Below are 21,794 nucleotides of genomic sequence, written 5' to 3'. Positions count from 1 at the left end.
CACGCTGTGCGGCCTCGCGCGGCCGGATGTGTCGGCGGCCATCCGGTCCGTACCGCCGTCGCCGTCGAGGCCGGTGGCCATTCACACGGACTCGCGGACGGCGTCGTCGTAGGCGTAGACGGGCCGGGACTCGCCGGGCGCGGGGGCTCGGCGCCGTGGGCGCCGCCCGCCGGGACCGGGACGGATGTCAGGACGGCTGTTGCCGCCACGACCAGGCTTCTGCTCGCCATGGGGATCGCCCCTGCTCGTATCGGCGCGGGCGGACGGCACTGTGGTCAACTCCCTTTGCAAAGCGGACGATTGAGGGAGAAGAGCGACAGTCGGAACACGGCGGGCACGGGGTGGCCAGGTCGGCCGGATGGCGATCGTGGGATGCGCGGGGCCATGGACATGACTGCGGCGAATGAGCTGAATGTCATGCAGACCATCTGTCGTCCCTACGACTTGGAGTGTCATACGTGCACCGCAGACTGATCGTCCCGGGCGCGATCGCGGCTTCCCTGATGCTGGCGATCCCGGCATCGGCCGCCGACTTCGAGCCGGGAGCGCCGGGTATCGGCGACCCCTACTATCCGGCGAGCGGCAACGGCGGATACGACGTCACCCACTACGACCTGCGGCTGAGGTACCGGCCGAAGACGGACCTGCTGGAGGGGACCGCGACGATCCTCGCCACCCCGACGCAGAACCTCTCCCGCTTCAACCTCGACCTCGGGCTCACGACGCACGAGGTGCGGGTGAACGGCCGGAAGGCCGCCTTCAGGACGTCGGGGGGCCGGGAACTGGAGGTCACCCCGGCCGTCCCGCTGCCGAAGGACCGACCGGTTTCGGTCGTCGTGCGGTACTCGGGCAAGCCGTCCGAGCTGAAGGTCGACGGGTGGACCGCCTGGCACCGCACCCCGGACGGCGGTGTCGCCGCGCAGGAGCCGGAGTCGGCCGTGTGGTGGTTCCCGTCCAACGACCACCCGCTCGACAAGGCGACCTTCGACATCTCCGTCGCCGTCCCGGACGGCACGCAGGCCATCAGCAACGGCGTACTGCGGTCGCAGAACTCACGGCTCGGCTGGACGCGGTTCAACTGGCGCTCCGACAAGCCGCAGGCCACCTATCTGGCCACGCTGGCCGTCGGCAGGTTCGACATCACCACCGACACGACCGCGAACGGCTTGCCCGTCCTCAACGCCTACAGCAAGGACCTCGGCGCGAACGCGGGCGCCGCCCGCGCGAGCATCGAGCGCACGGCGGAGGTCGCCGAGTGGCTGGAGGAGATCTTCGGCCCGTACCCGTTCAACGCGCTCGGCGGCTACGTCCCCAACGTGCGCAGCGGCTACGCGCTGGAGACGCAGACCAGGCCGTTCTACAGCCCGCGTCAGTTCGCGAACGGCTCCAACGTGTCGGTGGTCGTGCACGAGCTGGCCCACCAGTGGTACGGGGACAGCGTCTCGGTCGAGGGCTGGAAGGACATCTGGATCAACGAGGGCTTCGCCCGCTACAGCCAGTGGCTGTGGTCCGAGCGGGAGGGCGAGGGCACGGCGCGGGAGCTGGCGGACTGGGTGTACGCCACGCGTGCCGCCGACGACCCGTTCTGGACGGTCGAGCCGGGCGATCCGGGCCCCGACAACCAGTTCCACATAGCCGTCTACGACCGGGGCGCCCTGGCGCTCCAGGCCCTCCGCGACGAGATCGGCGACAAGGACTTCTTCCGCGTCCTGAAGGGCTGGCCGACCGAGCGCGCGTACGGCAACGCGAAGGTGGCCGACTTCGTCTCGTACGCGGAGCGGATCTCCGGCGAGCGGCTCGGCACGCTCTTCGACACCTGGCTGTACCAGCCGTCGAAGCCGGGCATGTCGTCCGCCGGGGCGTCGAGGATCACCCGCCCGTCGGTGGCCGGCGGCGGGGGCGTGGCGCCGCCGAAGTCGTGGCGGAAGATCGCCGAGACCAACAGCGTCCACGACAGCGGAGACGGGACGGGCCGGGACCACTGATGAGCTGACGCGCGTCGGGGCGGCCGGGGCCGAGCCGGGCGGCCAGGGGGGCGCGGGGCGGCCAGGGGGGCGCGGGGAGGCCGGGGCAGGAGGACGGGAGGAGCGAGACGAGCAACAAGAGTGAGAGCGCTCTCTCTCCCTCGAAGACCGGATATTCTGACTGGCGTACGCCCCGCCGCACCGCCCGAGGAGCTCGCCTTGCCCGATCCGACCCCTGGGGCCCGTCCCACCCTCGAAGCCGTCGCGGCCCGCGCCGGGGTCTCCCGGGCGACGGTCTCCCGCGTCGTCAACGGCGGGGAGGGGGTGCGCCAGCCTCTGGTGGAGCGGGTGCGGCGGGCCGTCGAGGAGCTCGGCTACGTCCCGAACCACGCGGCGCGCACCCTGGTGACCCGGCGCAACGGCGCGGTGGCCGTGATCATCGCCGAGCCGGAGTTCCGGATCTTCTCGGACCCGTTCTTCGAGCAGCAGGTGCGCGGTATCAGCCGCGAGCTGACCGCGCACGACTCGCAGCTGGTGCTGCTGTGGGTGGAGGGCGCCGGCGACTACGAGCGGATCGCCCGTTACCTGGGCGGCGGCCACGTCGACGGCGCCCTCGCCTTCTCGGTCCACAACGACGACGAGTTGCCGTCGATCGTCCGCCGCGTGCAGGTGCCGACCGTGTTCGGCGGCCGCCCGGGCTGGCCGGGCGCGAGCGGGGAACTGGCGGTGCCGTACGTGGACGCCGACAACCGGGGCGGCGCGCGGGAGGCCGTGCGGTACCTGCTGGCGCGGGGCCGCGAGCGGATCGCGCACATCGCGGGGCCGCGCGACCAGACGTCGTCGATGGACCGGCTGGACGGCTACCGCGACGTGATGCTCGACGCCGACCCGGGCCTGGTGGCGCAGGGCGACTTCACCGAGGAGAGCGGCGCCCACGCCATGGCCGAACTGCTGGAACGGCGCCCGGGCCTGGACGCTGTCTTCGCGGCCAACGACCTGATGGCGTCGGGCGCCCTGCGCGTACTCCGCGAGCGCGGGCTACGCGTGCCCGAGGACGTGGCGCTCGTCGGCTTCGACGACATGGCGTCGGTCGCCGAGGCCACGGACCCGCCCCTGACGACGGTCCGCCAGGACATCGAGGGCATGGGCCGCCTGATGGTCCGTCTGCTGATGCGCACCCTCAACCAGCACGGCGAGCCCGAGGCGGCGGCCACCCCGGGCTCGGTCATCACACCGACGGAACTGGTCCGCCGGGCCTCGGCGTGAGCCCTGCGCGTAGGGGACGGCCTTCGGAGGGCTCACCCTGACTTGGCGCCACTCCGACTACGCGCGCAGCTGTGTGTCGGGCGGCACCATCCGTACAAGAGCAGGGCTGAGATCCCCACGCGCTCAGTGAAGCCGAGGACTATTCAGCGCGCACCCGGGTCCAACGATGTGCTTCAGGTCTGTGCATTCGTGGGTTCGGGTGAAACACCAGGGTGCTGAGCGAGCCGGAGAGCTTCGGCGGTGACCTCGGCGTCGACCTCCGCCGGTGATCCGTCGCCGTATTGGAGGATCCCGCGATGTGCGGGTCGCTGCCGGACGTGGACGTCAGAAGTGTGAGGGGCGGTGATGACACTGTGGTCGGGGATGGTGCGTGCGGCGAGGGTGACGCCGCTGGCGATCCGGCAGTCGCGGCCGAGCACGAGGCCGGGGCCGAGGCTGATGCTGTTGCCTGTCTGGACCCGGTCGCCGATCAGTGCGCCGAACTGCGCTGTGCCGCAGCGGTAGAGGCCGCCGGGGGTACGCAGGATGATCTCCCGTTCGGGGTTGCTCATGTGGGGGCTCCACATGCTGATGGCCGCGACGGTCAGGTTGGCGGACAGGTGGGCGTCGGCACCGACGACGGTGCGGTTGACACCTATGCGGTGGCCAAGGATAGCCCGCTCGCCAACGAAGGAGCGGGTGACCTCGCAGTTGAAACCGACCGAGACGTCCGAGCACAGCACGGAGCCGGCGCGGACCGTGGAGAACTCCCATACGCGTACGTGGGGGCCGATGATGACGTCGTCCCCGATGATTGCAGTCGGGTGGATCTGCGCGGTGGGGTGGATGCGGTGCGCGAGCCGGACGAGGGCCTGGCGGTGCCAGTCCTCCCACAGCGCGAGCAAGTCGGCCAGCTCGGTCTTCTCCAAATGCTGGTACGGAGTGCCTTCCAGCATTCCGCTGGTGGAAACGGTGAGGTAGTCGCCAAGGCGGATGGTGGGCATCGGTGGCCTTCCGGTGGTGTGGTCGGTGGCCGTTTCTCTGGGCGGCTAGCATCAACGGCACCGACCCCGAGGAACGGAGGGTGTTCTGTGCGTCACCCGCGCGTTGGCGTCGCCGTCTTGACCATGGGCACGCGGCCCACCGAGCTGGCCGGCCTCCTGGCATCGGTCGCCGGGCAGGAAACGCCTGCGGCGCGGGTGGTGGTCGTCGGCAACGGTTCGCCGCTGCCGCCCCTGCCGGAGGGGGTGACCGGTGTCGAACTGCCGGAGAACCTGGGGGTGGCGGGCGGCAGGAACGTCGCACTGGCCCGACTGCGGGAGTTCGGCGATGTCGATGTGGTGGTGGACCTGGACGATGACGGTCTGCTGATCAGCCCGGACGTCTTCTCCCGGCTTGCTCAGTTGTACGCGGCGGACGAGCGGCTCGGCGTCGTCGGTTTCCGCATCGCCGACGAGCAAGGCCGTACCCAGCGCCGTCACGTTCCACGGCTGCGCGCGGCGGATCCGATGCGCGGCGGGCTGGTGACCACGTTTCTCGGCGGCGGGCACGGGCTGTCCATGCGGATGCTGGACCAGATCGGTGACTGGCCCGAGCCGTTCTTCTACGCGCACGAGGAGACCGACCTGGCTTGGCGTGCCCTGGACGCGGGATGGAAGGTGCTCTACGAGCCGGAGCTGGTGCTCCAGCATCCGTGGACGTCGCCGACCCGGCACGCGGTCTTCCACCGCATGGTCGCCCGTAATCGGGTCTGGCTTGCCAAGCGGCACCTTCCCGCCCTCCTCGTTCCCGTCTACCTGGGTGTCTGGACTGTGATGACCGTGGCCCGCACACGGTCGGCGGCGGGGCTGAGGGCCTGGTTCGGCGGGTTCGCCGAGGGCCTTCGCACCCCGTGCCCGCCTCGTCGGCCGATCCGGTGGTCCACGGTGTGGCGGATGGCCCGCCTGGGGCGGCCGCCGGTCATCTGATCAGGCGGTCGTGGCCTTGGACCGGGTCCGCAGCCATGTGGGGATGGCCTCGGGGGTCTTGCCCAGCCAGTCCGCGTAGCGGGCCACCCCGTCCTTGACGGTGATGGTCGGCCGCCAGCCGAGTACCGCTTCCAAACGGTGTGTGGACGCGTAGCCGCCGAGCGGGTCACCGGGGGGCATCGGCGTCTCCACGAACCGGGTGCCCGGGTACTGCTCGGCGACCAGCTCGGCCACGGTGCGGATGCTGGTGGGGATGCCGGTGCCGATGTTGATCGTCTCGTTGTGGGCTCGCGGGGCGATAAGGGCCCGCACGGTGGCGGCGGCGATGTCCTCGACGTGGGCCAGGTCCCGAATCTGGTGGCCGCCGCCGTTGAGGTGCAGGGGCAGCCCCAGGGCGGCGCGGGTGGCGAACCATGCGACCACCCACGAATGGCTGTTCTCTTTGATGACCTGCGGCTCTCCGTAGACGGAGAAATACCGCACGACCGTGTACGAGGTGCCCACGGCACCCAGCGTGAGAGCGGTCTGTGTCTCGCCCCACGCCTTGGTGTTGGCATAGACGGACATCGGCCGCAGTTGCGTGTGCTCGTAGAACCGCGGCGGCACCCGACCGTAGACGGCCTCCAGCAGCTGGCGCACGGTCCGGTACTCCTCGCACGGGCGCGGCGGGTCTTCCGGGTTACCGTTGCCGTAGACGCTGGCGGAGGAGACGAAGACGAGCCGGCGGGTCCGCTCGCAGGCGGCCACCGCGTCCAGCAGTACCTGGGTGCCGGTGATGTTGGTGCGGATCGCCGCCATGGGCTTGCGGGTGCAGGCGGCGACATCGGCAAGGGCGGCGGCGTGGATCACGTAGTCGGATTCGGCCACCGCCTTCCTGATCACATCCGGATTCTGGATGTTGCCGACGATGACATCCGGGTCGGTGGGGTCGATCCCGAACAGGTCGCGGTAGGTGTTGCGGGGGTAGGCGTCCATCGTGCACAGCAGGATCGGCCGGGCTCCCGCCTTGCGCAGGCAGGCGGCGATACGGCTGCCGATCAGCCCGGCTCCGCCGGTGACCAGCACGGTCCGGTCGGCGAGTTCCTTCAACTGGATGTCGTACACGGTGCCTCCATGTCGTGGTGCGGTGTCACCGGGTCGCCTGGCGGGCCTGCTCGCGCTTGACGATGAGCTGCTCGAACTGGATGGCGTACAGCTCCACCTGGTCCGGGGTCAAGACGAGCACCGACTGAACGGTCCGGCCGTCGGTGTGGTGGATCTCGATGTCCAGGACGGCCTGCTCGGCGCGGTGGTCGTACGCCGCGTCCCGCTTCAGCGGCCTCGCGTGGGTGATCGACGCCCATACACCTTGGGCAGCCGGGGTCTCGTTCATCTCGCTCTCCCTTCGGGGATGGCCTGCGGCCCGCTCTGATGCGCCGTTCGTGGTCACAAGGACACAGCAACCCGCCCGGCGAGGGGAGGTGCGGCCCCTCGGCGCGCACACGGTTTGCACCGGGCGTAAACGGCTTGCAACTTCTCGTGCTGGAGGCCGGTTTGACGGGACAATGAGCCCGGGAGGAGGTGAGTCGTGGACAACACCCATCCGATCTGGCGTTCCGCGGCTATGCGTGACGCGCTCGCCCACCGGGATGCCGGCGCGATCGTCCGGTTGGCCCGCCGCGCGGCCGACATCACACTCGCCGAACTGGGCAAGCAGGTCGGCTATACCGCCGCCTCTCTGTCGCGGATGGAACGCGGCAAGCAGCCCATGCGCGACATGCTGTTGCTCCAGAACCTCGCCGCCTGCCTCGACATCCCTCCGCACTTACTCGGCCTCGCTCCGCAACAGCAGCGAGCCGCCTCAAACCCAGCCGGTGCCACTAGGGTGAGTACGCAAACCCTGTTCGGCGAAGAGGGAGACGACCCGGTGCGACGCCGAAAGCTCCTGGCAGGCCTGGCCGGAGTCACCACCAGCGCGGTCCTCGGACCGTCAGCCGCCGTCCATGCCCCGGCACAACCGAGCCTGTCCGGCTTGGAAGACCTCCTGCTTCACCGGCAGCACATCCATCCCGTCACTCCGGACCCCACTCCGTCAGCCGTCACCGCGGCGGTGAACGCCTCCCGAGGCGACTTCAGCGCCTGCCGCTATGACACCCTCGCCCGCGCACTCCCGGCCCGGATCACCCTCGCCCAGGCCCTCGGCGCCCACGGGCACTCGGAGCAGGCGGCGACCGCAGTCGCCGAGCTCTATACGACTGCCACCCGACTCTGCATCAAGCTCGGCGAAGACGGCCTGGCCGCCGTCACTGCCGACCGGGCCCTCACCGCGGCACTCGGCGGCGCGGACGCCCTCACCGTCGCCGAAGCCCACCGCATGGTCTCCTCCGCCTGGCGCCGCCAGGGACACCACGCACGCGCCACCGACGTGGCCGTCACCGCCGCCCAACAACTGACCGCCGACCGCACCACCGAGATCACCGAACGGCTCTCCGTCCAGGGCAATCTGTACGCCACGGCCGCCTACACCGCAGCCAAGCAAGGCGACCGGCACACCGCACACGCCCTCATCGCCGAAGCCGAAGCCACCGCCGGGCAACTCGGCCACGACGCACTGCTACGCGGCACCGTCTTCGGCCACAGCCAGGTTCTCCTCCACCAGGTCTCGATCAGCCATCTGCTCGGTGACGCGGGCCAAGCCATCGAGCACGCGCGCCTCATCGACCCCTCTGCCCTGCCCACCGCCGAACGCCAGGCCCGATACTGGATCGACGTCGCCCGTGCCTTCGATCAATGGGGCAAACCCGACCGCTGCTACCGGGCACTTCTGGCCGCCGAGCAAGCAGCGCCACAGGAGGTCCGCCGCGGCTCAGTCCAGATCATGGCCGCCCACCTGATGCGGCACGACCGCACCCTCCCCGGTGTACGGGTCTTCGCTCACCGCGTCGGCGCCCTCGCATAGCCGGTCCCCCTGCGACGAGAAGCTGATCCGCAACCTGGTGCTGCTCTCCCCGGTGCAAGAGCGCCGCCCACCGACTGCTCTTGTCGGCCTGGCTGCCCACACCTGCCGGGTCTGCGAGGGCATCCTCATCGCGAACCCCCGACTCCGCCAGATCTTCGGCTCGCCCGAAGCCGTCGCGAGTCGGAAAGGCAACGCAACCGGACCCGCGACGAAGAACGTGCACGCCGCCTCGGCGAAACGGCCCCGGCCCTGCCGCCAGTCCCGCAGCCAGCGGCCCCGACAACCGTCGCCCCCTGGCACCGACGGCCGTCCGGAACTGTCCCCACTGGCGACCAGCCCGTGACGATCGTCGCCCTGCTCGCCGCCCAGGAAGCCGCCGCCCGCCCCACGATCACCAACCGCGTCACCGACATCGCCCCGCTCAGACGCCTCCAGTGAGCATCGGCTAACCGTCACCGATCGCCGGGCCCGCCGACCTGCCGGTCGGCGGGCCCACGACGCGGCTTCGTCCACGAGTTCGACCGCGTTGGACTCCGCCCCAGCAGTGCCTGTCGCGTTGGGGCTACGCGGCCGTCGAGCGCGAGTTCAAGCGGACGGCGTGACCGGCAACCGCAAGCCGAGCCACTGCTCGGCGTCCCAGGCTTGGAACCGCTCTACCTCGGTGAACCCCAGCTTTGCCGCGAGGCGCATCGAGCCGAGGTTGGCGGTCTGGGTTGTGAGCACCACCGGCTCGCCGGGAAGGACGCCGTCGACCCAGTCGAGTGCCGCCGCGCACGCCTCGGTTGCGTACCCGAATCCCCACGCCCGCGGTAGGAACAGGTAGCCGAGATCGACCTTCCCCACGGCAGCCGGGCGACGGTGCTCCGTTGTCCTCCTGAGCAGGATCTGGCCGATCATCGCCCCATCGAGATCGACGACGAAACTCCCGGGCAGCCGCCCGGACAACTCGGGCATCTCGCGCTCAAGCTCGTCACGCGGCCGGGGGCCGCCAAGGTAGGTGTACACCTCCGGCGAGGCGTGTAGCTCGATGAACGCCGCACGGTCTCGGGCCTCGGGCTCACGGAGCACGAGCCGCTCAGTCCTGATCTGGGCAGGCGGCCAGGCGACGGGTCCGAGTTCAGTCATGCCGACCAACTAATCAGCAGGCTCAGCAACGATCAAGGCTCGCGGAACCGATCAAGCCAACGGCCCGAGCCCCACACTCACCACCGGGGCCGTGCAGGCCAGATCCGATCCACCCGCCAGTCACCAGGTATGGCCAAAACCCTCACCAGGGCATGACTATCGGTGACCGTGAGCTCTCCTACAGAGAGAGTTCGCTTCCTCACTGATCGTGGCATCAGCATCCGAGATCAACTCCGAGCACAGCCCAGCGAGCCGCTTGAGATCTTCCTCCGATTGGCAGCAGACGTTGTCGACTGCCATGCAGAGGTGATCGCCGGTGTCGTCGTCCGCGCTGGTAAGCGCGGCCAGAACCATGCGCAAGCCGCAGATGTCCCACCGTTCGAGCAGGGCTTCCGCCGCCTCTTGAGTGACAGCGGTGTCCTGACCGTCCAACAAGAGTCGGTGGAGGACTGCGGCTACTACGGCGACCTCCGCGGCGCTGGCTAGACGTCGTCCGGCAGCTGCCCTGGCGGACCATGATGCCGAGTCGGCGTCGTGAAGCGCCGACCTCAACTCGTCATCGATCTCGGGACGGCTCATGGCCCCACCTTGACACAAACGCTCAGGTCCCGGGCATCGGCCTTCACGGAATCACGGTCAGAGCCGTTTTTCAGAAGTCCGTGGCGAAGGCGGCGGAAGAGGAGGCCGAGAGCGCTCTCAAGCCCCGGGAACCTAAGACTCCTGAAACCTGCCTGTCAATACAAGCGACAGGGGCGGGAGTTGGGTGGAGACCCGAGCCGTTATCCGTTCGAGTCTTGACGCGGCAGGCCCCGCCGAGGCACGCTCCATCCACATTCTTGAGAGCGCTCTCAGGAAGTGGTTCCAGCTCGTTCGAAGCCAAGGAGGCTTCTCATGCCCATCGCCCGAGCCGCCAGAGCCAGAAGGGCCGCCGTCCGACTCGGTGTGGTCGCGCTGACCGGGGCCCTGCTCGCCGCCTGTGGATCCGGCACGTCGGACGGGACGTCCGATGCCGGGGGCGGCAAGGTCACGCTGACCGTCGACCTGTTCGGCTCGTTCGGCTACAAGGAGGCCGGGCTGTACGCCGAGTACGAGAAGCTCCACCCCGGCGTCACGATCAAGCAGACCGACACCGAGGACGAGCAGGACTACTGGAAGTCCCTGCAGACCCGGCTCGCGGGCGGCGGCGGACTCGCCGACGTCCAGGGCATCGAGGTCGGCCGGATCGCCTCCGTCACCCAGCAGCAGGCCGACAAGTTCGAGGACCTCACCAAGTACGGCGCGAGCGACCTCAAGAGCCAGTTCGCCGAGGCCAAGTGGTCCGCGGCCACCACGCGGGACGGCCGGGTACTGGGTCTCGGCACCGACGTCGGCCCGGAGGCGATGTGCTACCGCACCGACCTCTTCCAGCAGGCCGGCCTGCCCACCGACCGCGAGGAACTCGCCGAGAAGTGGTCCACCTGGGACGGCTACCTGGAACTCGGCAAGCAGTACAAGGCGAAGGCCCCCGCCAAGAGCGCCTGGCTGGACAGCGTCGGAAGCCTCTTCACCATCATGATCGGCCAGCAGGAGGAGCGGTACTACAACGCCTCCGGCGAGCTGATCTACGAGGACAACCCGGCCGTCAAGACCGCCTGGAACGCCGCCGCCGAGGCCGCCGCAGCCGGCCTGAGCGCCAAGCTCGACCAGTGGTCCCCGCAGTGGAACCAGGCGTTCGCCGCCGGGTCCTTCGCGACGATCCCGTGCCCCGCCTGGATGCTCGGCTACATCAAGGGCCAGGCCGGTGACGCCGGCAAGGGCAAGTGGGACATCGCCAAGCTGCCCGGCGGGGCCGGCAACTGGGGCGGTTCTTACCTTTCCGTGCCGCGTGCGGCCAAGCACAAGAAGGAGGCGTACGAGCTGATCAAGTGGCTCACGGCGCCCGAGCAGCAGGCCAGGCTCTTCGAGAAGCAGGGCAACTTCCCGTCCTCGACGGGCGCCATCGCCAAGGTCGCCGACGCCAAGGACCCGTACTTCTCGGACGCGCCGATCGGACAGATCTTCGGTGACGCCGCCAAGGACGCCCCCGTGCAGGTCCTCGGCATCCACGACAAGAACGTCGCCGACCAGATCACCAACGCGCTGAGCGAGGTCGAACGCAAGGGCACCTCCCCGGACAAGGCGTGGGCCAACGCGAGGAAGGGCGTCGCGAACGTCATGGGCTAGGGAACGTCCGGCGGATCACGCCAGGCCCCGGCCCAGGAGTGATCCGCCGGACACGACCTGACCGCCCCGGAGCCGGCCCCCGCCGGGCGCCGGCCGTCCGGCGGGGGCGGGGCGGGCTCGCTTCCCGTCCCGCGGAGGCGGGCCGGTCATGACGACCGCCTCCGCGCGCTTCCTCCCGTACCGACCTCCCGAAGGGCCGCACCATGACCCTCACCGCTCCGGCGGGCACCGCCGCGCCGCCGACCCCGCCCCCCGACCGGGCCGCACGGCCGTCGGCGGTCCGGCGGGCCTGGCGGACCGTATCGCCGTACGCCTACATCGCCCCGTTCTTCACGCTCTTCGCCGCCTTCGGGCTCTTCCCGCTGATCTACACCGCGTTCGTCTCGCTCTACCGGGTCGAGCTCCAGACGCCCGGCGACATGGAGTGGCGCGGGTTCGGCAACTACGCCGCGCTGTTCACCGACGAGTTCTTCTGGATCTCGCTGCGCAACACCTTCACCATCGGTGTCCTGTCCACCGTCCCGCAGCTGGTCATGGCGCTGGGGCTCGCGCATCTGCTCAACTACAAGCTGCGCGGCCGGACCTTCTTCCGGACCGCGATGCTCCTCCCGTACGCGACCTCCGTCGCCGCCGCGACGCTCGTCTTCGCCCAGCTGTTCGGCCGGGACTTCGGCCTGGTCAACTACGTCCTGGGACTCGTCGGGATCGCTCCGGTCGACTGGCAGACCGGGACCGTCGCCTCGCAGATCGCCGTCTCGACCATCGTCATCTGGCGCTGGACCGGCTACAACGCGCTGATCTACCTCGCCGGTATGCAGTCCATCCCGAGCGAGCTGTACGAGGCCGCCGAGATGGACGGGGCGTCCCGCTGGCGGCAGTTCCTCCATGTCACGCTGCCCGGGCTGCGGCCCACCATCGTGTTCACAGTCGTCGTGTCGACGATCGGCGCCACCCAGCTGTTCGGTGAGCCGCTGCTCTACGAGGGCTCGGTGTCGGGCGGCATCTCGCACCAGTACCAGACGCTCGGCCTCTACATGTACGAGCAGGGCTGGGGCTTCTTCCACCTGGGCCGGGCCGCCGCCATCGCCTGGGTGATGTTCCTGCTCATCCTGGTGCTCGTCGGGGTCAACGCCCTGCTCGCGCGCCGCCGTTCCCGCAAGGAGGCCGGTCGATGACCACGCGCGCGGGGCGCACGCTCCACGGCGGCAAGGTCGCGTACGCGATGCTGATCGTCGCCTTCCTCGTCTCGGCCTTCCCGTTCTACTGGACGATCGTCGCCGCCAGCCGGTCCAACGCCGATCTGGCGAAGGTGCCGCCCACGCTGTTGCCCGGGCCGAACCTGATCCACAACTTCGCGGCGGTGATGGAGGAGGCCGACATCGGCAAGGCCCTCGTCAACTCGCTGATCGTGTCCGGGTCCATCACCGTGGGCACCGTGCTGTGCTGCACTCTCGCCGGGTTCGCCTTCGCCAAACTGCGTTTCCGGGGCCGGGGCGCCCTCCTAGCGATCACCGTGGGCACGATGATGATCCCGCCGCAGCTCGGGGTGATCCCACTGTTCATGCTGATCGCCGAGTTGCAGTGGGTGAACCAGCTCCAATCCGTGATCCTGCCGGGCCTGGTGTCCGCGTTCGGGGTGTTCTTCATGCGGCAGTTCCTGGTGCAGGCACTGCCCGACGAGCTGATAGAGGCGGCCCGGGTGGACGGGGCGTCCACCGCGCGGATCTTCTGGTCGATCGTGGTGCCCATCGCCCGGCCCGGGATGGCGGTGCTCGGACTGCTGACGTTCATGGCCGCCTGGAACGACTTCTTCTGGCCGATCGTCGCCCTGTCGTCGCAGAACCCGACCGTGCAGGTCGCGCTCCGGCAGCTCGGCGGCGGCTATGTCCACGACCAGTCCGTGATCATGGCGGGCACGCTGCTCGGCACCCTGCCCGTGCTGCTGGTGTTCGGCCTGCTGGGCCGGCAGATCGTCGGCGGCATCATGCAGGGCGCGGTCAAGGGCTGACCCTCCACCACTCTTCTCCGATTGCTTTGACCGTTGGGAGTTCCATCCTCATGACCGCTGTCGACGCACAGCTCCGCCCGGCGACGGGGCACACCTTCCCCACCGGCTTCCGCTGGGGCACCGCCACCGCCGCCTACCAGATCGAGGGCGCCGCCGCCGAGGACGGCCGGACCCCGTCCGTCTGGGACACCTTCAGCCGTACGCCCGGCAAGGTCCGCAACGGCGACACCGGGGACATCGCCGCCGACCACTACCACCGGATGTCCGAGGACGTCGCCCTGATGAAGGACCTGGGCGTCACCGACTACCGGTTCTCCGTCGCCTGGCCCCGGGTGCAGCCCACGGGGCGGGGTCCGGCCGTGCGGAAGGGCCTCGACTTCTACCGGCGTCTGGCGGACGAGCTGCGCGGGGCGGGCATCCGCCCCGTCGCCACGCTCTACCACTGGGACCTGCCGCAGGAGCTGGAAGACGCGGGCGGCTGGCCGCACCGGCAGACCGCCGAGCGGTTCGCCGAGTACGCGGCCCTCGTGGCGGACGCGCTGGGCGACCGGGTCGCCACCTGGACGACGCTCAACGAGCCGTGGTGCGCCGCGTTCCTCGGGTACGCCTCGGGGGTGCACGCCCCCGGCCGCACCGACCCGGCCGCGTCCCTGCGCGCCGCCCACCACTTCAATCTGGCCCACGGGCTCGCCGTACAGGCGCTGCGGGCCGCCCTGCCGGCGTCGGCCGAGGTGTCCCTGACGCTGAACCTGCACGCCGTACGGCCGCTGACGGGCTCCGAGGCGGACCGGGACGCGGCGCGGCGCGTCGACGCGCTCGGCAACCGCGTCTTCCTGGACCCGGTGTTCCACGGGCGGCTGCCGGAGGACCTGGTCGCGGACACGGCCGCCCTCACGGACTGGTCGTTCGTACGGGACGGCGACCTGGAGGTGGCGGCCGCGCCCGTCGACTCGCTGGGGATCAACTACTACTCCCCCACGGTCGTCGCGGCCGGCACCCACGAGGGCCCGTCGCCGTGGCCGGGCGCCGAGCGGCATGTCCGCTTCGAGCCCGCGCCGGGGCCGCGTACCGCGATGGACTGGCCGGTGGACGCGGACGGGCTGTACGAGCTGCTGACCCGGCTCCGCGACGACCTGCCGCGTGTCCCGCTGGTCATCACCGAGAACGGCGCGGCGTACGACGACTACGCGGACCCGTCGGGCGCCGTCCACGACCCGGAGCGGGTGGCGTATCTGCACCGGCATCTGGCCGCCGTGCACCGGGCGCTCGCGGACGGCGTGGATGTACGCGGGTACTTCCTGTGGTCTCTGCTCGACAACTTCGAGTGGGCCTACGGCTACAGCAAGCGGTTCGGGATCGTCCATGTGGACTTCGCGTCACAGCGCCGTACACCGAAGGACAGCGCCCGCTGGTACGCGGACGTCATCGCGCGGAACGGGCTGCCGGGCCGCCCGCCCGGCTGACCGCGTAGCGCCTGCGCGCCTTCTCGCGCGCCTCCTTGCGCGCCTTCCGGGCCAGCGGGAGGTAGCGCAGCCGCTCGGGGAGTACGGGCACCACGGCCCGTACGACCCCGGCGAGGCGGCGCAGCTTCCGCTCCTGGGCGTCGGTCCACCCCAGGCCGATGGCCTCCCGGGCCTCGGGCGGCATGAAGCCGACGGTGAGGAAGGCGCGGAAGCGGGCGATGCGCGGCCGGAGCACGGGCCACAGGGCGCGCAGCAGGAGCCGGAGCGGCAGGGGGCCGCGGTCGGGCGGCGGGAACGGGCTGTCGGCCGACACCAGGTCCCGTACGACGGCGGTCATCCCGATCTCGTCGGCGAGGACCTTCCGGTAGTACGGCCAGAACTCCTCGATCGTCTGCGGCATGTCGCGGTCGTGGATGCCGAGTATCCGGCCGACCTGGAGCCACTCGCCGTAGAACTGCCGCTCCTGCGCCTCGGTCATGGGGCGCACGAGGTAGCGGGCGGCGTACCGGTGGACGGGGAAGCCGGTGGCGTGCACCCAGGCGTAGTTGGCCGGGGTGAGGGCGTGGTAGGGGCGGCCGCGGGTGTCGGTTCCCTGGATGGTGCGGTGGAGGCGGCGCAGGCGCCGCCCTTCCTCGGCCGCGGCCTCGCCGCCGTAGACCCACAGCTGGAGGGAGCGCAGGGAGCGTTCACCGCGGCCCCAGGGGTCGGTGCGGAAGACGGAGTGCTCGTCGACGCCGGCGCCGACGGCGGGGTGGGCGACCTGGAGGGCGAGCGCGGAGGGCAGCATGAGCAGGCCGCGGATGTCGCCCGCGAGGCTCCACAGGACCCCGCCGGGGGGCGGCGGTGCGGGCTGTGCGGGGGCCTGGGTCATGGGCGCTGCTCCGGGTCTGTTCCGTGTCCGCTCGGTGGACTTCCAGTATGCGATCAGAGGCGGGCGGAGGGCTTACGGGGCTTTGAGGACCGGAAGTGGGGATCTTCGCCCGGGCGCCCGGTCGTCGCAAGATTCTCTCCATCCGATGTCTACCAGAGAGTAACCGTGGCTGATTTGATGTGCGGCGCCGAGTCCGACCCCCCACCTCCGTAGGGAGTTTCCGTGCCGCGTTCCGTGCCGCGTTCCATGCTCCACCGCGCGCCTCGCGCCGCTCTGTCCGCCGCCCTTTCCGCCGCGCTCGCCGCCGTGGGCCTGGCCGCCTCCGCGCCCCCGGCGACCGCCGCCGCCGACGGGCCGCCGCGGCTGAAGGTCCTCACGTACAACGTGTTCCTCTTCAGCAAGAACCTGTACCCGAACTGGGGCCAGGACCACCGGGCGAAGGAGATACCGGCGGCGCCGTTCTTCCAGGGCAACGACGTCGTGGTGCTCCAGGAGGCGTTCGACAACTCCTCGTCGGACGCGCTGCTGCGGAACGCGGCCGACCGGTACCCGCACCGGACGCCCGTGATGGGGCGCAGCAGGAGCGGCTGGGACGCGACGGGAGGGGCGTACTCGGGGCTCACACCGGAGGACGGCGGGGTGACGGTGCTGAGCAAGTGGCCGATCGTCCGCAAGGAGCAGTACGTCTACCAGGACGCGTGCGGCGCGGACTGGTACTCCAACAAGGGCTTCGTGTACGTGGTGCTGGACGTGAACGGCACGAAGGTCCATGTCGTCGGCACGCACGCCCAGTCCACCGACCCGGGGTGCGCGGCCGGTGAGGCGGCGCGGACGCGCAGCCGGCAGTTCAGGGCGATGGACGCGTTCCTGGACGGCAAGAACATCCCGGCGTCGGAGCAGGTGATCGTGGCGGGCGACCTCAACGTGGACTCGCGGACGCCGGAGTACGCGACGATGCTCGCCGACGCGGGCCTGGCGGACGCGGACGGGCGCACCGGGCACCCGTACTCCTTCGACACGGCGGAGAACTCGATCGCGGCGGACCGCTACCCGGACGACCCGCGGGAGGACCTGGACCACGTCCTCCAACGGGCCGGGCACGCGCGCCCGGCGGGCTGGACGAACGACGTGATCAAGGAACAGAGCGCGCCGTGGACGGTCTCCAGCTGGGGGAGGTCGTACACGTACACGAACCTGTCGGACCACTACCCGGTGGTCGCGTCCGGCCGGTAGGACCCGTGCACGTACGGGGTCGTGGTGGACAGCACCTCGACCCCGAGGCGGCGCAGGAGGTTACGGCTGTCGTCGAAGGCGTCGGTCTGGAGCCGCCGCAGGCGTGAGCCGTCCGTGCCGGGCTACAGCTTTCACTCGAAGTCCAGCCCGAGCGCCCTGGAGTGGCGCACCTGCGCCTGGATCGCCCGGTCCGCGGAAGCGTCCGTCAGGTCGGGCCACTGCACCCGTTCCACGCCTCGGCGGGCCCCGTCTGCCGTACGACGTCCCCTGCCCGCTCCACCCGGCACCCGGGCCCGTCGTCGTGCACGCCGACCGCTGTGCCGCGCGCCGCCGGGCGGTCGGCCACCAGCGGCTCGACCCGGGGCCAGGTGCCGCCTGCCGGGCCGCGACCGATCCGGGGCACAGGGACCGACACGCCCGCCCGGCGGCCTCGGCCGTGAACGACCCGCACCGACCATCAGCGCCCGCGCTTTCACAGTGGTGGTGAGACAGCAATACTGTTGCAGCCGTGCGACACCACAGCGGAAGCGAGGCCCCCATGGAGACCGAGACCCAGCAGCCGGTGTTCACCGTGGACGAGCTCGCCGCGCGGGCCGGTGTCACCGTGCGCACCATTCGCTTCTACAGCACGCGCGGGCTGCTCCCGCCCCCGGTGATCGGGCCTCGCCGGGTGGGGCGGTACGGGCCTGAGCACCTGGCGCGGCTGGCGCTCATCGAGGAGTTGCAGCACCAGGGGATGACCCTGGCGGCGATCGAGCGGTACCTGGAGCAGCTGCCGCCGGACGTGAACGCCCATGACCTGGCGATCCACCGGGCTCTGGTGGCGACCTGGGCACCCGACACGGTGGAGCACCTGACGCGCGCCGAGCTGGAGCGGCGGGCCGGGCGGGAGCTGAGCGACGCCGACATGGATCTGCTCGCCGCCATGGACGTCCTGGCGGGCCCGGACGTGGAGGGTGTCCTCCGGGTCGATCTGGGGCTGCTGCGGCTGGGCGTGCAGCTGCTCGACGTGCCGATCCCGCACGAGACGATCGTGGCCGCCCGCACGGTGCTGGTGGAGCACACGCGCGAGGCGGCCCACGAGCTGACCCGGCTGTTCCGGGACGAGGTGTGGAACCCGTACCGGGAGCGCGAGTCGGACCCGGAGGACCCGCAGCACGTCAAGGCGATGAAGTCGCTGTCCGCGCATATGCAGCCGCTGGTGGTGCAGGCCCTCGTCACCGCCTTCCAGCGGTCCCTGACGGAGGAGCTGCGGGCCGCCTTCCGTGCCCCCGAGTGACGGGGCGTGGACGGCGGCCCCGGCCCTCAGTCCTTGAAGGTCTCCCCCCGCTCGGCCTTCTCCACCAGCAGCGCCGGGGGCTCGAACCGGTCGCCGTACCGCTCCGCCAGCTCCCTGGCGCGGGCCACGAAGCCGGGCAGGCCGACGCCTTCCCCGGCGCCGCCGTCGTAGCTGTTGATGTACTGGAGGACGCCGCCGGTCCAGGCGGGGAAGCCGATGCCCATGACTGAGCCGATGTTGGCGTCGGCGACCGATGTGAGGACGCCCTCCTCCAGGCAGCGGACCGAGTCGAGGGCCTCCGCGAAGAGCATGCGCTCCTTCATGTCCTCGAAGGGCACGGACGCCCCGGACCGGGCGAAGTGCTTCCGCAGTCCGGGCCACAGGCCGACGCGCCCGCCGTCCCCGTCGTAGTCGTAGAAGCCGGCGCCGCCGCTGCGGCCGGGCCGCCCGAACTCGTCCACCATGCGGTCGATGACGGCCTCGGCCGGGTGGACCTGCCAGGTGCCGCCCGCCTCCTCCACCGCGCGCCGCGTCTCGTTCCGGATCTTGCGGGGCAGCGTCAGCGTCAGCTCGTCCGTCAGGGACAACACCTTCGCCGGATATCCGGCCTGGGCAGCCGCCTGCTCGACCGACGCGGGCTCGACGCCCTCGCCGACCATCGCGACGCCCTCGTTGATGAACTGTCCGATGACGCGCGAGGTGAAGAAGCCGCGCGAGTCGTTGACGACGATCGGCGTCTTGTTGATCTGCCGCACCAGGTCGAAGGCCCGCGCGATCGCCTCGTCGCCGGTCCGCTCGCCCTTGATGATCTCGACGAGCGGCATCTTGTCGACAGGTGAGAAGAAGTGCAGACCGATGAAGTCGGCCTGCCGCTCCACGCCCTCCGCGAGGACGGTGATGGGCAGCGTCGAGGTGTTGGAGCAGAGCAGGGCGTCCGGCGCCACGACGTCCTGGACCTCCTGGAACACCTTGTGCTTGAGCGCGGTGTCCTCGAAGACCGCCTCGACGACCGCGTCGCAGCCCGCGAGGTCCGCCACGTCGGCGGTCGGCCGGATGCGGGCGAGCAGCGCGTCCGCCTTCTCCTGAGTGGTGCGGCCGCGCGCCACCGCCTTGGCGCACAGCTTCTCGGAGTACTCCTTGCCCTTGGCGGCGGCCTCCGCGGAGACGTCCTTGAGGACCACCTCGATGCCCGCCTTCGCGCAGGCGTACGCGATGCCCGCGCCCATCATCCCCGCGCCGAGGACGGCCGCCTTGCGGACCCTGCGCGGCTCGACGTCCTGGGGGCGGCTGCGGCCCGCGTTGACCGCCTGGAGGTCGAAGAAGAACGCCTGGATCATGTTCTTGGCCGTCCGGCCGGTGACCAGCTCGGTGAAGTAGCGCGCCTCGATGACGAGGGCGCTCTCGAAGTCGACCTGGGAGCCCTCGACGGCCGCGGCGAGGATGTTGCGCGGCGCCGGGTAGGGAGCGCCGTTCAGCTGCTTCTTCAGGTTCGCCGGGAAGGCCGGCAGGTTGGCGGCGAACTTCGGGTGCGCCGGCGTACCGCCAGGGATCTTGTGGCCGGGCAGGTCCCACGGCTGGTGCGACTCGGGGTGGGCGTCGATGAAGGCGCGTGCCTTGGCGAGCATCTCCTCGGGTGTGGCGGCCACCTCGTGGACGAGGCCGTTCTCCAGGGCCCGCCGCGGCGTGTACTGCGTGCCCTGGAGGAGCACCTTCAGCAGCGCGTCGGCGATGCCCATGAGCCGTACGGTCCGGGTGACACCGCCGCCTCCGGGCAGCAGGCCGAGCGTGACCTCGGGGAGGCCGATCTTGGAGCCGGGGGCGTCGAGGGCGATCCGGTGGTGCGAGGCGAGGGCGATCTCGTAACCGCCGCCGAGTGCCGCGCCGTTGAGGGCGGCGACGACCGGCTTGCCGAGGGTCTCGATACGGCGCAGCGAGCGCTTGATGTCCGAGGTGGTGTCGAAGACCTGCCGGGCGTCGGCCGGGCCGGCCCTCATCATGTCCTTGAGGTCGCCGCCCGCGAAGAAGGTCTTCTTCGCCGAGGTGTAGATGATGCCGCGGATGGAGTCCTTCTCGGCCTCGGCGCGGTCGGCGATCGCGGCGATCGACGCGCGGAACGCCTGGTTCATGGTGTTGGCGGACTGGTTCGGGTCGTCGAGGACGAGGGTGACGACGCCCGTCTCGTCCCGCTCCCAGCGGATGGTGGTACTCGTCGGCATGGCGGTCATGGCTGCTTCTCCGTTACGGGGTGCGGACGGGACGGTCAGAGTCGCTCGACGACGGTGGCGATGCCCATGCCGCCGCCGACGCAGAGGGTCGCGAGGCCGTACCGCTTGTCCTGGCGCTCCAGTTCGTCGACGAGGGTGCCGAGGATCATCGCGCCGGTGGCGCCGAGGGGGTGGCCGAGGGCGATGGCGCCGCCGTTGACGTTGATCTTGTCGAGGGGCAGTCCCATGTCCTTGGCGTAGCGCAGGACGACACCGGCGAAGGCTTCGTTGATCTCGACCAGGTCGATGTCGTCGATGGTGAGCCCGGCCCTGGCGAGTGCCTTGCGGCTGGCGGGCGCGGGTCCGGTCAGCATGATGGTGGGCTCGGACCCGGAGACGGCCGCGGAGACGATCCGGGCGCGGGGCGTCAGCCCGTACCGCTCGCCGATGGCGCGGGAGCCGATGGCGACGAGGGCGGCGCCGTCGACGATGCCGGAGGAGTTGCCCGCGTGGTGCACATGGTCGATCTTCTCGACCCAGTGGTACTTCTGCAGGGCGACGGCGTCGAAGCCGCCCATGTCGCCGATGCCGGCGAAGGACGGCTTGAGCGCGGCGAGCGAGTCGGCGGTGGTTCCGGGGCGCATGTGCTCGTCGTGGTCGAGGACGACGAGGCCGTTGCGGTCCTTGACGGGGACGACGGACCGGTCGAAGCGGCCCTCCTTCCAGGCGGTGGCGGCCCGCTCCTGGGAGAGCGCGGCGTACTCGTCGACGTCGCGCCGGGAGAAGCCCTCCAGGGTGGCGATGAGGTCGGCGCTGATGCCCTGCGGGACGAAGCCGGTCTCGAGATTCGTCATCGGGTCGGACATCCAGGCGCCGCCGTCGGAGCCCATCGGCACGCGCGACATGGACTCGACGCCGCCCGCGAGGACGAGGTCCTCCCAGCCGGAGCGGACCTTCATCGCGGCCATGTTGACGGCTTCGAGGCCGGAGGCGCAGAAGCGGTTCTCCTGGACCCCGGCGACGGTGTCGGGCAGCCCGGCGGCGATGGCCGCGATCCGGGCGATGTCGGAGCCCTGGTCGCCGAGCGGTGCGACGACGCCCAGGACGACGTCGTCGATCGCGGCGGGGTCGAGGCCCGGCCGGCGGGCCTGGAGTTCATGGATCAGGCCGACGACGAGGTCGATCGGCTTGGTGCCGTGCAGGGAGCCGTTGGCCTTGCCACGGCCGCGCGGGGTGCGGATCGCTTCGTACACATACGCTTCGGTGGTCACTGGTCGGGCCTTTCGCGTCGCAGC

18 protein-coding genes are annotated in these 21,794 nt (G+C 70.7%); 10 read left to right on the top strand and 8 right to left on the bottom strand.

What is annotated here, in order from left to right; all coding sequences use genetic code 11:
- Positions 1-458 precede the first annotated feature (458 nt).
- On the top strand, positions 459-1,985 hold the full coding sequence (locus tag FVS66_RS34140; RefSeq protein WP_149185107.1) for a M1 family metallopeptidase: 1,527 nt from the start codon (positions 459-461) through the stop codon (positions 1,983-1,985).
- Positions 1,986-2,183: 198 nt separating this feature from the next.
- Positions 2,184-3,230 carry a LacI family DNA-binding transcriptional regulator gene (locus tag FVS66_RS34135; protein WP_149185106.1) on the top strand — a complete coding sequence of 349 codons (1,047 nt, stop codon included), beginning with the start codon at positions 2,184-2,186 and terminating at the stop codon, positions 3,228-3,230.
- 173 nt (positions 3,231-3,403) lie between these two features.
- Here the strand turns inward: FVS66_RS34135 and FVS66_RS34130 are convergent, their stop codons facing one another.
- Positions 3,404-4,213, bottom strand: coding sequence for a transferase (locus FVS66_RS34130; RefSeq protein ID WP_149185105.1), 810 nt, complete (start codon positions 4,211-4,213; stop codon positions 3,404-3,406).
- A gap of 87 nt (positions 4,214-4,300) precedes the next feature.
- On the opposite strand from FVS66_RS34130, the gene FVS66_RS34125 reads away from it, so the two are divergent.
- Complete coding sequence (locus tag FVS66_RS34125; protein WP_149185104.1) at positions 4,301-5,176, top strand: glycosyltransferase; 876 nt, start codon at positions 4,301-4,303, stop codon at positions 5,174-5,176.
- Here FVS66_RS34125 and FVS66_RS34120 read toward each other — a convergent pair whose 3' ends face one another.
- Positions 5,177-6,280: an NAD(P)-dependent oxidoreductase gene (locus FVS66_RS34120; protein WP_149185103.1), complete on the bottom strand. Its 1,104-nt coding sequence runs from the start codon at positions 6,278-6,280 to the stop codon at positions 5,177-5,179.
- A 25-nt stretch (positions 6,281-6,305) separates the two neighbouring features.
- Entirely contained in the window at positions 6,306-6,548 is a 243-nt protein-coding gene (locus FVS66_RS34115; protein WP_149185102.1) for a hypothetical protein, read from the bottom strand.
- A gap of 195 nt (positions 6,549-6,743) precedes the next feature.
- Here FVS66_RS34115 and FVS66_RS34110 point away from each other — a divergent pair, with 195 nt between their 5' ends.
- Positions 6,744-8,114 (top strand): helix-turn-helix domain-containing protein, encoded by a 1,371-nt coding sequence (locus FVS66_RS34110; RefSeq protein ID WP_149185101.1) that lies wholly within the window; start codon positions 6,744-6,746, stop codon positions 8,112-8,114.
- A 585-nt stretch (positions 8,115-8,699) separates the two neighbouring features.
- On the opposite strand, the gene FVS66_RS34105 is transcribed toward FVS66_RS34110, so the two are convergent.
- A complete protein-coding gene (locus FVS66_RS34105; RefSeq protein ID WP_149185100.1) occupies positions 8,700-9,239 on the bottom strand; it encodes a GNAT family N-acetyltransferase in 540 nt (179 codons plus the stop codon).
- A 156-nt stretch (positions 9,240-9,395) separates the two neighbouring features.
- On the bottom strand, positions 9,396-9,818 hold the full coding sequence (locus tag FVS66_RS34100) for a hypothetical protein (RefSeq protein WP_149185099.1): 423 nt from the start codon (positions 9,816-9,818) through the stop codon (positions 9,396-9,398).
- A 312-nt stretch (positions 9,819-10,130) separates the two neighbouring features.
- Here FVS66_RS34100 and FVS66_RS34095 point away from each other — a divergent pair, with 312 nt between their 5' ends.
- The 4 genes from FVS66_RS34095 to FVS66_RS34080 all read left to right on the top strand — a co-directional run bounded on the left by FVS66_RS34095 (position 10,131) and on the right by FVS66_RS34080 (position 14,912).
- Complete coding sequence (locus tag FVS66_RS34095) at positions 10,131-11,441, top strand: extracellular solute-binding protein (RefSeq protein WP_149185098.1); 1,311 nt, start codon at positions 10,131-10,133, stop codon at positions 11,439-11,441.
- Between the two features lie 203 nt (positions 11,442-11,644).
- Positions 11,645-12,616, top strand: a complete 972-nt coding sequence (locus FVS66_RS34090) for a carbohydrate ABC transporter permease (RefSeq protein WP_149185097.1) — start codon at positions 11,645-11,647, stop codon at positions 12,614-12,616.
- A complete protein-coding gene (locus tag FVS66_RS34085) occupies positions 12,613-13,449 on the top strand; it encodes a carbohydrate ABC transporter permease (RefSeq protein WP_149185096.1) in 837 nt (278 codons plus the stop codon). Before FVS66_RS34090 ends, FVS66_RS34085 begins: the two co-directional genes overlap by 4 nt.
- Before the next feature lie 50 nt (positions 13,450-13,499).
- Complete coding sequence (locus FVS66_RS34080; RefSeq protein ID WP_149185095.1) at positions 13,500-14,912, top strand: GH1 family beta-glucosidase; 1,413 nt, start codon at positions 13,500-13,502, stop codon at positions 14,910-14,912.
- Here FVS66_RS34080 and FVS66_RS34075 read toward each other — a convergent pair.
- Positions 14,872-15,783 (bottom strand): oxygenase MpaB family protein, encoded by a 912-nt coding sequence (locus tag FVS66_RS34075; protein WP_149185094.1) that lies wholly within the window; start codon positions 15,781-15,783, stop codon positions 14,872-14,874. The two genes, FVS66_RS34080 and FVS66_RS34075, sit on opposite strands and share 41 nt — an antisense overlap.
- A 246-nt stretch (positions 15,784-16,029) precedes the next feature.
- Between FVS66_RS34075 and sph the strand changes: the two genes are divergently transcribed.
- Positions 16,030-17,016 carry a sphingomyelin phosphodiesterase gene (gene sph / locus FVS66_RS34070; protein ID WP_149185205.1) on the top strand — a complete coding sequence of 329 codons (987 nt, stop codon included), beginning with the start codon at positions 16,030-16,032 and terminating at the stop codon, positions 17,014-17,016.
- Between the two features lie 538 nt (positions 17,017-17,554).
- Positions 17,555-18,295: a MerR family transcriptional regulator gene (locus FVS66_RS34060; protein ID WP_149185204.1), complete on the top strand. Its 741-nt coding sequence runs from the start codon at positions 17,555-17,557 to the stop codon at positions 18,293-18,295.
- A 26-nt stretch (positions 18,296-18,321) separates the two neighbouring features.
- Here FVS66_RS34060 and FVS66_RS34055 read toward each other — a convergent pair whose 3' ends face one another.
- Positions 18,322-20,511: a 3-hydroxyacyl-CoA dehydrogenase NAD-binding domain-containing protein gene (locus tag FVS66_RS34055; RefSeq protein ID WP_149185202.1), complete on the bottom strand. Its 2,190-nt coding sequence runs from the start codon at positions 20,509-20,511 to the stop codon at positions 18,322-18,324.
- 44 nt (positions 20,512-20,555) lie between these two features.
- On the bottom strand, positions 20,556-21,770 hold the full coding sequence (locus FVS66_RS34050; protein ID WP_149185092.1) for an acetyl-CoA C-acetyltransferase: 1,215 nt from the start codon (positions 21,768-21,770) through the stop codon (positions 20,556-20,558).
- Positions 21,771-21,794 lie beyond the last annotated feature (24 nt).

Origin of the sequence: Streptomyces sp. TRM49041 (assembly GCF_008271805.1) — a bacterium.
Lineage (GTDB): Bacteria > Actinomycetota > Actinomycetes > Streptomycetales > Streptomycetaceae > Streptomyces.
The sequence above is the reverse complement of the archived record's forward strand: the minus strand, read 5'-3'. Positions and strand labels throughout refer to the sequence as shown.